The sequence below is a fragment of the Paenibacillus sp. J22P143 genome (genome assembly GCF_059692035.1).
In genome coordinates this window covers 43,548-55,248 of sequence record NZ_JCAUAQ010000002.1, presented here as the reverse complement: position 1 = coordinate 55,248, position 11,701 = coordinate 43,548, and the positions used below count along the sequence as shown (strand labels likewise).

14 protein-coding genes and 1 riboswitch are annotated in these 11,701 nt (G+C 45.8%); of the genes, 6 read left to right on the top strand and 8 right to left on the bottom strand.

Annotated elements, in window-relative coordinates:
- Positions 1-104: 104 nt before the first annotated feature.
- Positions 105-356 carry a hypothetical protein gene (locus AC58PQ_RS04015; RefSeq protein WP_497240689.1) on the top strand — a complete coding sequence of 84 codons (252 nt, stop codon included), beginning with the start codon at positions 105-107 and terminating at the stop codon, positions 354-356.
- 82 nt (positions 357-438) lie between these two features.
- Here the strand turns inward: AC58PQ_RS04015 and phnE are convergent, their stop codons facing one another.
- The 3 genes from phnE to AC58PQ_RS04000 all read right to left on the bottom strand — a co-directional run bounded on the left by phnE (position 439) and on the right by AC58PQ_RS04000 (position 3,982).
- Complete coding sequence (gene phnE / locus AC58PQ_RS04010; RefSeq protein WP_497240688.1) at positions 439-2,013, bottom strand: phosphonate ABC transporter, permease protein PhnE; 1,575 nt, start codon at positions 2,011-2,013, stop codon at positions 439-441.
- On the bottom strand, positions 2,010-2,783 hold the full coding sequence (phnC, locus tag AC58PQ_RS04005) for a phosphonate ABC transporter ATP-binding protein (protein ID WP_497240687.1): 774 nt from the start codon (positions 2,781-2,783) through the stop codon (positions 2,010-2,012). The genes phnE and phnC overlap by 4 nt, the downstream gene beginning before the upstream one ends.
- A 167-nt stretch (positions 2,784-2,950) precedes the next feature.
- Positions 2,951-3,982, bottom strand: a complete 1,032-nt coding sequence (locus AC58PQ_RS04000; protein WP_497240686.1) for a HoxN/HupN/NixA family nickel/cobalt transporter — start codon at positions 3,980-3,982, stop codon at positions 2,951-2,953.
- A 205-nt stretch (positions 3,983-4,187) separates the two neighbouring features.
- Here AC58PQ_RS04000 and AC58PQ_RS03995 point away from each other — a divergent pair, with 205 nt between their 5' ends.
- The 3 genes from AC58PQ_RS03995 (at position 4,188) to AC58PQ_RS03985 (ending at position 6,419) form a co-directional block, all read left to right on the top strand.
- Positions 4,188-4,997, top strand: a complete 810-nt coding sequence (locus AC58PQ_RS03995) for a sensor histidine kinase (protein WP_497240685.1) — start codon at positions 4,188-4,190, stop codon at positions 4,995-4,997.
- Positions 4,997-5,659 carry a response regulator gene (locus AC58PQ_RS03990; protein WP_497240684.1) on the top strand — a complete coding sequence of 221 codons (663 nt, stop codon included), beginning with the start codon at positions 4,997-4,999 and terminating at the stop codon, positions 5,657-5,659. The genes AC58PQ_RS03995 and AC58PQ_RS03990 overlap by 1 nt, the downstream gene beginning before the upstream one ends.
- Positions 5,660-5,798: 139 nt before the next feature.
- Positions 5,799-6,419, top strand: a complete 621-nt coding sequence (locus AC58PQ_RS03985) for a YcnI family copper-binding membrane protein (protein ID WP_497240683.1) — start codon at positions 5,799-5,801, stop codon at positions 6,417-6,419.
- An 83-nt stretch (positions 6,420-6,502) separates the two neighbouring features.
- On the opposite strand, the gene AC58PQ_RS03980 is transcribed toward AC58PQ_RS03985, so the two are convergent.
- Both AC58PQ_RS03980 and thyA read right to left on the bottom strand, forming a co-directional pair.
- On the bottom strand, positions 6,503-6,985 hold the full coding sequence (locus tag AC58PQ_RS03980; protein ID WP_497240682.1) for a dihydrofolate reductase: 483 nt from the start codon (positions 6,983-6,985) through the stop codon (positions 6,503-6,505).
- Between the two features lie 33 nt (positions 6,986-7,018).
- Positions 7,019-7,813 carry a thymidylate synthase gene (thyA, locus tag AC58PQ_RS03975; RefSeq protein ID WP_497240681.1) on the bottom strand — a complete coding sequence of 265 codons (795 nt, stop codon included), beginning with the start codon at positions 7,811-7,813 and terminating at the stop codon, positions 7,019-7,021.
- 165 nt (positions 7,814-7,978) lie between these two features.
- Here thyA and AC58PQ_RS03970 point away from each other — a divergent pair, with 165 nt between their 5' ends.
- Entirely contained in the window at positions 7,979-8,536 is a 558-nt protein-coding gene (locus AC58PQ_RS03970) for a DJ-1/PfpI family protein (protein WP_497240680.1), read from the top strand.
- A 68-nt stretch (positions 8,537-8,604) separates the two neighbouring features.
- Here the strand turns inward: AC58PQ_RS03970 and AC58PQ_RS03965 are convergent, their stop codons facing one another.
- Both AC58PQ_RS03965 and AC58PQ_RS03960 read right to left on the bottom strand, forming a co-directional pair.
- Positions 8,605-9,390 (bottom strand): NPCBM/NEW2 domain-containing protein, encoded by a 786-nt coding sequence (locus AC58PQ_RS03965; protein ID WP_497240679.1) that lies wholly within the window; start codon positions 9,388-9,390, stop codon positions 8,605-8,607.
- Between the two features lie 19 nt (positions 9,391-9,409).
- Positions 9,410-10,150 carry a stalk domain-containing protein gene (locus AC58PQ_RS03960; protein ID WP_497240678.1) on the bottom strand — a complete coding sequence of 247 codons (741 nt, stop codon included), beginning with the start codon at positions 10,148-10,150 and terminating at the stop codon, positions 9,410-9,412.
- A gap of 165 nt (positions 10,151-10,315) precedes the next feature.
- A riboswitch (PreQ1 riboswitch) is annotated at positions 10,316-10,359 on the top strand.
- 11 nt (positions 10,360-10,370) lie between these two features.
- Between AC58PQ_RS03960 and queF the strand changes: the two genes are divergently transcribed.
- Entirely contained in the window at positions 10,371-10,868 is a 498-nt protein-coding gene (gene queF, locus AC58PQ_RS03955) for a preQ(1) synthase (protein ID WP_497240677.1), read from the top strand.
- A 73-nt stretch (positions 10,869-10,941) separates the two neighbouring features.
- On the opposite strand, the gene AC58PQ_RS03950 is transcribed toward queF, so the two are convergent.
- Positions 10,942-11,649, bottom strand: coding sequence for a DNA alkylation repair protein (locus AC58PQ_RS03950; protein WP_497240676.1), 708 nt, complete (start codon positions 11,647-11,649; stop codon positions 10,942-10,944).
- Between the last annotated feature and the right edge of the window lie 52 nt (positions 11,650-11,701).

The window sequence follows — 11,701 nt, the reverse complement described above, 5'->3', positions numbered from 1 at the left end:
ATATTATGAATGTGGCACGCCCGTCCAAGCTCATCGTTTACTTTTGTCTATGGAACGTTAACTAAGTTGGTGGTGTCATAATTCATAGTGGGGTGAAAAACGGAATGTATGAAATGCTGATTATGCGTAAAACAGAAGTTATTATTCGGTGCGGCACCGATGAAGTACAGGGAGTCATTTCGCAGTATTATCCAGAATTTCAGCTTTTAAAAATAAACAACATTATGATTCTGATCACGTTGATTGATCAAATCGAAATCTTAGGGCCAGACGAACCTATCTCTCAAGCTTCCCATCGACTTCGTGAGCCACGTATCCTCTACTTGGTTGCTCAAGGCGGGGTCATCAGTAAGTAGCTGGCTCTTGAACGAATAAAAGGCATCTCCTACGGTCTACGACCTTCAGGAGATGCCTTTTTCTTTGTTGAATGTTTGCTCGCTATACGATCCGTTTCCGTAAAGTACCTGAGATATAATCAATGACAGAGACTGTAACGATAATCCCAATCAAGATAATACCTACACGCGGCCACTGCCTTGCATTCAGTGCGAAGATTAACGGTGTCCCGATCCCTCCAGCACCAATGACCCCAAGCAAGGTCGCAGAACGGACATTGATTTCGAAGCGGTACAGCGTATACGAAATGAAATCTGGAATGACCTGCGGAATGACGGCGAACGACATCCGCTGCCAGAAGTTCGCTCCAACGGCCGTCATAGCCTCTGTAGGCCCCATATCCATGTTTTCAATGGCCTCGGCATACAGTTTGCCCAACATCCCCACCGAATGCAATCCAAGCGCCATTACGCCCGCGTAAGCGTTCGGTCCAACTGCTTTTATAAAGATCAACGCCATAATGATTTCCGGAATTGTCCGAACAACGCTGAGGAATAGTTTCCCCGTAGCAGAAACAGCACGGTACTTGCTCATATTCGCCGCGGCCCAGAAAGCAAAGGGCAAGCAGACAATGGCAGATACGAAGTTCCCTAAATAGGAAATCGACAAGGTTTCAAGTAGAGAACGCAGTAAATCCTCACCTTCAGGGATGTAAACATATGCCCAGTCAGGATGGAATAGTCCATTGATCATTGCTTTGGTCAGAATCCATGTAGTTGGTTGGAACCCTGTTAATTCCAAGCCAGTTAACGCCCATACAAGTAGACCGATCACAGCCACTACGCCAATAATTTTAAACGTGTTAGCTTGCGTTTCAGACATCGGCTTCGCACTGCCTTTTAACAAATACGTACGGAATCGTGTGCTCACCAAATCAATGATGACGACGATCAGCAACGTATATATAACAATGGCACAGGACTGATCGTAACGGAACAGATCCAGTGTGTTTTTGAGCAATAAGCCGATACCACCCGCGCCTACCAAACCGAGGATTGCGGAAGCACGAATACTCACTTCAAACGTGTACAGAAAATGCGCTAGATAGGTAGGCGCAACTTGTGGCAAAACACCGAAACGGATCAGCTTGAGCTTATTAGCTCCAACTGCAGTCATCGCTTCGAGTGGACCTGGGTCGATGGCTTCCGTTGATTCATAAGAAAGCTTTGAAATAATCCCAAACGTAAAGAAAATTAGCGCTAACGTACCTGCTGTTGGACCAAAGCCTACTAATACGGCAAATAAGGCTGCATAGAGCAGATCAGGAATGGTACGCACAAAATTCATAATAAATCGAGCTGGATAGGACAACCATGGTGATGTTGTTACGTTACGAGCAGCCAACAGCGCCATTGGGAACGCAAATAGCGCTCCAATAATCGTACCCAGAATGGACATTTGTATCGTTTGTGCCATCGGCTTCCAAATGTCTGTGAAGAATAACCAGTCAGGCGGAAACATTTCTGCGACGAATTTCAAAATCTCCGGCGTACCCGTTGCTAATCTTGTCAGCGTGGCATCCGTTTGATAAATACTGCCGATCAAGAATAGCACCATGATCGCGATAATCATATAAAACTTTGTGCGTGGAGGCTTTTTGACGGTTGCTACACTCATTCCTCCTGCCCCCCCAGCAGTTCATCTCTCTTGATCGCGCGGCCGTAAATCTCGGAGAACACATCGTCCGTCGCATCGGCAACAGGTCCATCATACACGACCTTACCAGCACGAAGTCCGATAATACGCGTTGCGTACTCGCGAGCCAAGTCGATAAAGTGAAGGTTGACGACCGTTGTAATGCCGAGATCCTTGTTAATCCGTTTCAGGTCATCCATAACCTGACGAGTAGTAAGCGGATCCAGTGAAGCAACAGGCTCATCCGCCAGGATGATTTTGGCTTCCTGTGCGAGTGCTCTTGCAATGGAAACGCGCTGTTGTTGACCACCGGACAATTCATCGGCGCGCGAATACGCTTTTTCCCGGATGTTCACCCGCTCCAGTGCTTTGAGCGACAGCTCAATATCCGCTTTAGGGAACAAACCGAACATCGTGCGAAGTGTGGAATGGTAGCCAACGCGACCGGAAAGGACGTTACGAATAACCGTGGATCTTTTGACAAGATTAAAGGTTTGGAAAATCATCCCGATATCTCTACGCATTCGACGCAACTGTGCACCGTTCGCCCTTGTAATGGATTTCCCATCGATTAGGATTTCACCGCTTGTTGTCTCATGCAGACGATTAATTGAACGCAGCAGCGTAGACTTCCCTGCCCCGGATAAACCGACAATAACAACGAACTCCCCTGGATGTATGGTAAGGTTAATGTCATTCAAACCAACAGTACCATTTGGATATACTTTAGAAAGATGTTTAAACTCAATCATATTCGTCCTACTTTCTTTTACACAATTTCGTAGTACTCGACAAACTATTTTCAACGAGCAGATGAAAAATCCTTTTTTCTAGCATTACCTTTAGAAAAAATACCTATTCCATTGTTCACCATGCACAATAAAATAGCCCCAAGCGCGCTCGCTGAGGCCATATACTTCTATGGATTGTATTTTGCTCCCCAGCGCTCCTCGATTCTCATGCCTCTCCAGACGGCAATCGAAACGATCCACGCGATGACGAACATCCCAACCAGAATAAAGCCTAACGTACCAAAATCAATCTCTTGCAGCCATGTCCAGAACGTACCTTCCATACTGAATTCTTCGGAAAGCACCTGTCCGAGCTCGATCACACCAATGATTAATGCCGCAACCACCGCAAGTGCTGTAACGGTCAAATTGTAGTAAAGCTTACGTACTGGCGTATGGAAGGCCCATTTGTACGCTTTCGTCATGAACATACCGTCAGCCGTATCGAATAGGCTCATCCCAGCTGCGAACAAGAGGGGAAGTGAGATCACGCCGATAAAAGGAATCGCATCCTTCGCCGCGTGCGCGGATATCGCCAGCAACGCGATTTCACTTGCGGTGTCAAAGCCTAAACCGAACAGAAAGCCTAACGGATACACATGCCAGCTTTTGGTGATGAACGAGAATAACGGTTTAATGAGTCGGGCAATGAAGCCGCGCGATTCTAAAAGCTCCTCAAACTCGTTGTTATCGTATTTGCCGCCGCGAAACTTCATAAACATTTTATACAAGCTAATGAGAATCAACAAATTTATGACTCCGATGATGACGAGGAAAAGTCCTGAAACAGAAGCGCCAATCACACCGCCAAAACGCTGCATCCATGGGAGTTCGCGCTCAGCCCAAGTCACTGAGAAAGCAGTCACAATTGCCATAATGAACACGACTGACGAGTGACCCAGCGAAAAGTAAAACCCAACGCCAAGCGGATTTTTCTTTTGTTGTACGAGCTTCCGAACTGTGTTATCAATAGCAGCAATATGATCAACGTCGAACGCATGACGCATGCCTAATGTATACGCCAGAAGTCCAATCCCCCAAAAGGCTGGAAATGTTTTGGCAATGGAATATAAACCGAACAGCCCCAATACATGTAGGAGAATAATAAAGCCAACGTATCCAGCCCAGCTTTTTCTCTCCTGTAGCAAAGATTTCCACATGTTCGTGCAACCACACCTTCCTCATTCGTGTTACGATTTATTAATAATGTAGCACACGTGTGCATGAATTGAGAAGTACCCTGCTGATTATTTGTGAAGAATTCTAAATCAGATCTGCTATAATAGAAACCGTTCCAAACATATAACCACTTTATCCTGTGAATCATAGCCCATTTATTATTTCAAAAAGGAGCTGAACCGCTGCATGTCCATGCGTAAATATAAGCTTTTTACGGTGCTGGTGCCCGTCTTTATTATTGGTGGCTTTGAATATATTCGTCATGAATTTCTACTGCGCTATTTAACCATGGAAGCCGGAAATTTCACGATCACGGTGATTACGCTGCTCCTTTCGTACCTCTTCGCATCATGGATGTTTACGAGGATTGAACGCAGTAATGAGACAATCCTTCTCAGTGAAGCCCGCAGAGCGGTCTTTGAAGAACGTGAGCGGTTGGCTAGAGAATTACATGACGACTTAGCTCAAACTCTCTTCTTCCTCAATGTGAAGCTGCGACAAGGCGACATCGAAGAAGCGAAAGCGGCTGTTTCCGAGATCGATAATTCGCTTCGTCAGGCTATTTTCAATCTGCGCACACCGCCAGAAGAAGGCACTTCGTTTGGACAACGCATTCATACCTATTTAGAGAACTGGCGGTTGGTAACAGGCATTGAACTGCAGAAGACCGTGCGGATCAAAGAACACAGCTTCTCACCGAGTGAGGAAGTTCAACTCTTCGGCATTATGCAGGAGGCTTTCACGAACATTCGCAAGCATTCAATGGCAACAGATGCTACCTTTCTTTTGGAAGCTGACGACGATCACTGGCGGCTACACATTACGGACAATGGGTGTGGCATGCAGCTGGGCTTGGTAGCGGACAAGGGCAAGACCTACGGCATTGATCTCATGCAGAAACGGGCTTCCGAGCTTGGGGCTACGCTTGAGCTTCAGAGTGAGAAAGGCTTCGGCACGGAACTGATCGTACAAGCCGAAAGAAAGGGGATCAGCTGATGATCGATCTTATGCCATTTCGCGTTCTAATTGTTGATGATCACCCATTAGCTCGCAAAGCGATACGAAGCATGTTAGCGTCATGCGCTGATTTCTTTATCGTTGGAGAAGCCAGCACGGGCGAAGATGCCATTCGGCTTTGCGGAGAGCTTGCCCCCGACGTCGTCTTAATGGATATCCATATGTCGCCTATGGACGGATTACAGGCGACACGACACATTAAACAAGCATATGGCTCCATACGCATTGTTATGCTCACGGTATCTGATGATGTCGCCGATCTCTTTACGGCTTTGCAATTCGGCGCACAAGGGTATTTGCTCAAAAACATGGATCCCGAGGAATGGCTTAGCTATCTGCGTGCCCTGCTTGACGATAATTCAGAGGTGGCCCGAGGAATGGCCGACAAGCTATTCGGACGATTCCGCTCACCGGTAGGTGCGCATACAGAGGGTCCAAGCCCACACATGCTCACTTCGCGTGAACAAGAAATTACCGCTTATGTCGCGCAAGGAGACAATAATCGGGTGATTGCCGAAAAGCTGCTCATCTCGGAGCACACCGTGAAAAATCACATGAAAAATATTCTCGTGAAGCTATCTCTGGAGAATCGCGTCCAGCTCACCGCTTTCGCGATCAAGCATGGTTTGACACGGAAATGAAATAAACGATACACAGAATGCCACTATTTGGACATAACTAGTTGAAAAAATAGCCCACTCGAGTCATACTCTTATGCTTGTCAATCAGGTAAGATGGACAACATGGTAAGAGTTGAAATTGAGAGGGGAATATGATTCCATGTTTAAAAAGCTAATGTTAACCGCAAGCTCGATGATGATCGCATCTATGCTTCTCGTGGGAATCGCAAGTGCTCACGTCACTGTATATCCGAAAGAAGCCACACAAGGCGGCTATGAAGTATTTACCGTTCGTGTACCTTCTGAGAAGGAAAGCGCAACTGTTAAAGTTGAGGTCAAATTTCCAATTGATTCGGTAGCTGTTTCGCGTTTTGAACCTAAGCCAGGTTGGAAGTATGAAATCACGAAGGATGCCGCTGGCAAAATTGCAGGCGTCATTTGGACAGCAACTGGTGAGGGACTAGGAGCAACTGAGTTTGGTGATTTCAGCATGCAGGGTAAAGTGGCTGATACCGCTACTCAAATCACCTGGAAAGCCTACCAGACCTACAAGGACGGCACTGTCGTGGAATGGGTTGGCGCAGCTGGATCAGAAAAGCCAGCGTCTGTGACTACCGTTAAAGCCAAAGCAGCAGCTGGTGCTACGACGGATAGCCATGGCAATGTGTCGGCTGGAGCGCATTCGGATTCGGGAACGAATACCTCGCTGTATCTGTCCATCGCTGGCGTGGTGCTTGGCGCGTTAGCCTTGATCGTATCATTGACAAGAAAACGTAGATAATTGTCGTTCATGCCAATTAACCAAAAAGCCCTGAGCAATCTGCATGATGCAGATCGCTCAGGGCTTTACTCGTACCCAACTAATTAATTCCTCTCGTAAATCCGGAAGTAGTACTCGTACGGATTCTTCTCGTTGCGCTCGCCTTGCTCACTCGACACCAACGTCCAAGCGGTCAAGTCCAAGTCAGACATAAAAGTATCGGCTTCGAACTCATGCTCGATGAACGTGATGTACATGCGAGTCACGCTGGCAGCGAAAAGGTTGAAGACCTCTGCACCGCCGATCACGAACAACTCCTGATCACGGAAAGCGTCTTGCGCTTCATCCACCGAATGAAGGACTTCGCAGCCTTCTGCGCGGAACTCCGTATTTTGCGTAAGAATGACATTGCGTCTTCCTGGAAGCGGCTTGCCGATGGATTCGTACGTTTTGCGTCCCATCAGGATGGGGTGCCCCATCGTCACGTTTTTGAAAAATTTCAGATCCCCTGGCAAGTGCCACGGCAGCTTATTATTAACGCCAATTGCTCGGTTTCGATCCATGGCAAAAATAAATGAGATACTCATACGGCGAACACTCCTTTCGTTACAACAACTTCCTTAAATCGCAATCGGCGCCTTAATGCCTGGCTGCGGCGTATAGTTAAGAAATTCAAAATCATCGAATTGGTAATCGAAGATGGAAGCTGGCTTCCTTTTAATTAGAAGGGTCGGAAGCTCTTGCGGCTCTCTCAGTAGCTGCTTATTCACCTGTTCAACGTGATTCTGATAAATATGCACATCACCGCCGTTCCAGATCAGATCCCCAACTTCCAGATCGCACTGCTCCGCGATCATATGCGTTAAGAGGGCATACGACGCGAGATTAAACGGCAGACCTAGGAACGTATCGACAGATCTCATTTGAAACATACATGATAATCGGCCATTTGCTACATAAAATTGAAATGCATAATGACACGGCGGCAGCGCCATGTGATCCACTTCTGCAGGGTTCCATGCGCTGACCAAGTGTCTGCGTGAATCAGGATTCGTCTTGATCTGGTGTATTAGCTTCTCGATTTGATCGATAACCTGCCCGTTAGGCGCAAGCCAGGTACGCCACTGTGCGCCGTATACGCGGCCAAGGTTTCCCTCTTCATCTGCCCACTCGTCCCAAATCGTAACACCATTCTCGCGTAAATATTGAACATTCGTACTCCCGCTCAAGAACCAAAGCAGTTCATGAACAATGGATTTGATATGCAGTTTCTTCGTTGTTAAAAGAGGGAAACCTTCTTTCAGATTGATTCGCATCTGACGTCCAAAAGTAGAAATTGTTCCTGTACCGGTGCGATCACCCTTCTCTACGCCATTATCTAAAACATCCTTAAGTAATTCTAAATAAGCTTTCATAATTAACTATTCACCTCATACGTTAGTACGCTTCGTTATTTATTTATCTATCTATTATAACATCATCCAATTCGACAATTCATCTTAATTTCCACCCGTTTACAAGAAAACGAGCATTGGTCATAATTAAACATGGATTACCATCTATTTCCAAGGAGTGATATCATGTCCAAAAGGATCTTATTTCTAACTGGTGATGCTGTTGAAGTATTGGAAGTATACTATCCCTATTACCGTGTGCTAGAGGCGGGGTTTGAAGGCGTAATTGCTTCTCCCACAAAGAAAGTGCTTCGCACGGTCGTTCACGATTTTGTTGAAGACTGGGAAACGTATACGGAAAAACCAGGACATCTTCTACCCTCACACATCGCTTTCGCTGATGTAGATCCAAGTCAGTTTGATGGACTCATCATTCCGGGCGGCCGAGCCCCAGAGTACATTCGTTCGAATGAGGATGTTCCGCGCATCCTTCGTCATTTCCTTGAAGCGGATAAGCCCATCGGTTCCATCTGTCATGGCCCGCAAGTATTTGCTGCTCTGAAAGACAGCACCCTCTTTGAAGGTCGCACGATGACGGCGTATACCGCATGTCGCTTGGATGTAGAAGCACTTGGTGCCACGTACGCCAAAGATACGCTTCATGTCGATGGGAAGCTTGTCAGCGGTCATGCGTGGCCAGATTTACCAGGCTTTATGCGAGAGTTTTTAAAATTATTGTCCTAATTAACCTACAAAAATAAGAAACGAGGCTGTCAAGTGACAGCCTCGTCTCTTTTACTGCTTATACACATTTATTTAGAAACAAGTGCATTACCGAAGTCAATCATAGCCCAACTGCCTTTTCCTATTTCCATCGTAAACACAAGCTTAAGTTTCTCGACTTGTGCAATCGGAACCGTGATATCTTGCGCATCTTGCTCGTCTCTCACTTGGAAAGTGGCTAGCAGCTTATTATCTCCGTAAATTTGAAGGATGCCAACTTCTCTATCTTGATACTTACTATTGCGCTTATGCATGCCGACAAAACCGGTTAGTTTCTTATACTCACCTTGCAGGATGAACTCAACGGATGCTTCTGTTGGTGCTTCTCCGTTCCACGAATGCACGCCACTGCTTATCCCATGAGTAGCTATTCTTGTGCCTACACGAATCATTTCCCCGACGAAAGATTCGTTCAGGTTGATTTTCGGCCCGTTAGGATCGCTTGATTTCTGTGTGAAGTCAAAGTCAGCTAAGATATCAGGAATATTTTGGCTGGCATCTTTATAGGGTAACGATGGATCAATTGCATCAGTTGCTTTTCGCTTAAGCTCCACGGTTTGCTCGTGTTCGAGCCAGCCTACCTCAAGCCCCACAGCTTCTGCCACTGCTCGAACTGGTAAATAGGTTGAACCATCCACAATCAGCGGGTTTAGTACTTGACCATCCGCGCTTTTTGGAGTCCATGGCGCAGCGTTTAACGAAAATTTAATATCACTGTTCAAATACCCTTTAATTTCTTCCAAACTTGACTGTGCAGCAACAGCCGTGCTCACACCTACAAATAGGAGGCTCGCACAAATAATTATTTTTTTCATTGTTATGTTCCTCCTACTGTTATCGATAAAGTTTGGCATCCAGGATATTGATCTTTTGCGGGGAGTGAGCACCATTGCTAAAGGATACAACAAGTTTATCTACATTTGTAACATCTATAAACACAGTGCGTGGTTTATCTCCTGGTTTAATCCTATACTGATTTAGCGTCCCCCAAATACTTGATATAACAACTGTGCTATAGCCGGTATCCGCAGCCGAGCTGTCGTCAACACCGACAATCGCTTCTAGTTTCCGATACTGTCCGCCTAAATCGATTTCCGTATTTTTCACAAATTTATCCCAATCAGGCGCATACGTTGTATAAGGGCCAAGAGACATTTGAATTCCAGAGGCGTACGTTTTATTGAACATCGTGACAGGTGTTTTAACCATATTTAGTGCTGTCGAAAGATCGGAGTCTCGAAATGGGCTAATCGTCCGAGTGGTCAACAAATCAAATTCTCTTGTTGTTTCTTTCTTTGACATGACAATCGTTTTGGTAGCATCATTCCAATCGACCTTCAACCCTGTTGCCTCAGCAACAGAACGAAGCGGCAAATAGGTGCTGCCATCATAGGTAATCGCATCTTGCTTGATCCCATTCGCATCATAGGGTATCCAAGCTTCCCCTTTAAGGATAAATTTGATTCCTTTGTTCACATAGACAGAGACTTCTTTAATGCTCGTTGAAGCATAGACGGCTGTCGTAAAACTGAAAACAAGCAAACCAGTAAGTGCTAAAGTAGTTGGTTTTCTCATATTTCCCCCTGATTTTGTAAAAAGATAGTTCCATATTATTAGAATCTACACCGATTGTCAGTAACATTATGAAATCTTTGTAAACATCTATCCACTGAACTGTAATAATTCCCACTTTGTTGCAAGGTGCTTTTTCCTATGGAGTATGATACATTTTTTACAGAAAAAGAAGAGGTTCGCAAACTCCCTCTCTAAAAAACTATGAAATGAGGATTTACCCATGGCAGGCAGAAGTAATGAAGATTTGAAGGAAATTACCCTATTAGGTAATCAAGGCACGAAGTACGTGTTTAATTATGACCCTACACTCTTAGAAGCATTTGATAATAAACACCCGGACCGGGCTTATTTCGTCAAATTTAACTTTCCTGAGTTCACTAGCTTATGTCCTGTAACGGGACAACCGGATTTCGCCACACTCTACATTTCGTACATTCCTACGGTCAAAATGGTGGAGAGCAAATCCCTGAAGCTTTACCTATTCAGCTTCCGCAATCACGGCGATTTCCACGAGGATTGTGTCAATATTATTATGAATGATCTCATCGATTTGATGAATCCGCGCTATATCGAAGTTTGGGGCAAGTTCACGCCTCGCGGCGGCATCTCCATTGACCCATATTGTAACTGGGGACAACCAGGTACGAAGTACGAGGCGATGGCTGATCATCGCTTGATGAATCATGATCTGTACCCAGAGAAGATTGATAACCGTTAGGATCGTTGAAATGTGAAAAGCTTGGTCAATCCCCAACAATAAACGGGGCTTGACCAAGCTTTTTTTCATACAATCAGCAGATACACGTCGTCTTTTTCTTACCTATTCGCCCCATGCTCTCGATTTTCTGAATGTAATCGGTCGCGAGTGGTACCTTACAAGCCGTTTGCCCGACATCCACGTGTACCTTGCCGATCTCTTCGGCTACTTCCATCGCGGTATCAAATAACGGGAAGCAATACGCGCCAACGGTAATGACGAAGCTATTCATCACATAACGAACACGGTTGCGTTCCTGGTGAATCGTACTGCGGACTTGTTCAAGTAGCTCAGCAATCTCCGCAAGATCCAACTCCTCGTCCGGCGTGATAGAAATGTAATTAGCGTACGTGCTCCATCCACAAGTGGCCAACATTTCATCAGGGTTGCGCAGCCACGCTCTCGCTAATTCCAAGGCGTATCGGCTTTCAGCAACTACCCCCGCAACCGAGCATTCAGCCAACATGTACCAGTACGCGTGCTTCGCCCAATCTTCCAGCTCCTGCTTCGACATGGATTTCGGGTCGATAGAGAGCCCGGCTAGATACATCGCATCCGTATTGCCTGATTTGTACAGTGCCAATGCGAGCTCTCGATCTTTTTTCACAACTTTAATAAGCTTCTTCATATCCCCAATTTTAACACCGAAAAAAGGTTCTTGGGCGCCATGTCGAATTAAGGTGTCCTTGGTTTGTTCACTGCCTAGCTCTTCCAGACGTGCCAGCACTTCGATTAAGGTCATACAGCCACCCGCTTACCATCCATTTTGGCTTAATTGTAACATAAGGTACTTT

Bases quoted from the DNA above. Each gene is read 5' to 3' on its own strand.
- AC58PQ_RS04015 (WP_497240689.1), top strand. From the start codon at position 105: ATGTATGAAATGCTGATTATGCGTAAAACAGAAGTTATTATTCGGTGC.
- phnE (WP_497240688.1), bottom strand. From the start codon at position 2,013: ATGAGTGTAGCAACCGTCAAAAAGCCTCCACGCACAAAGTTTTATATG.
- phnC (WP_497240687.1), bottom strand. From the start codon at position 2,783: ATGATTGAGTTTAAACATCTTTCTAAAGTATATCCAAATGGTACTGTT.
- AC58PQ_RS04000 (WP_497240686.1), bottom strand. From the start codon at position 3,982: ATGTGGAAATCTTTGCTACAGGAGAGAAAAAGCTGGGCTGGATACGTT.
- AC58PQ_RS03995 (WP_497240685.1), top strand. From the start codon at position 4,188: ATGTCCATGCGTAAATATAAGCTTTTTACGGTGCTGGTGCCCGTCTTT.
- AC58PQ_RS03990 (WP_497240684.1), top strand. From the start codon at position 4,997: ATGATCGATCTTATGCCATTTCGCGTTCTAATTGTTGATGATCACCCA.
- AC58PQ_RS03985 (WP_497240683.1), top strand. From the start codon at position 5,799: ATGTTTAAAAAGCTAATGTTAACCGCAAGCTCGATGATGATCGCATCT.
- AC58PQ_RS03980 (WP_497240682.1), bottom strand. From the start codon at position 6,985: ATGAGTATCTCATTTATTTTTGCCATGGATCGAAACCGAGCAATTGGC.
- thyA (WP_497240681.1), bottom strand. From the start codon at position 7,813: ATGAAAGCTTATTTAGAATTACTTAAGGATGTTTTAGATAATGGCGTA.
- AC58PQ_RS03970 (WP_497240680.1), top strand. From the start codon at position 7,979: ATGTCCAAAAGGATCTTATTTCTAACTGGTGATGCTGTTGAAGTATTG.
- AC58PQ_RS03965 (WP_497240679.1), bottom strand. From the start codon at position 9,390: ATGAAAAAAATAATTATTTGTGCGAGCCTCCTATTTGTAGGTGTGAGC.
- AC58PQ_RS03960 (WP_497240678.1), bottom strand. From the start codon at position 10,150: ATGAGAAAACCAACTACTTTAGCACTTACTGGTTTGCTTGTTTTCAGT.
- queF (WP_497240677.1), top strand. From the start codon at position 10,371: ATGGCAGGCAGAAGTAATGAAGATTTGAAGGAAATTACCCTATTAGGT.
- AC58PQ_RS03950 (WP_497240676.1), bottom strand. From the start codon at position 11,649: ATGACCTTAATCGAAGTGCTGGCACGTCTGGAAGAGCTAGGCAGTGAA.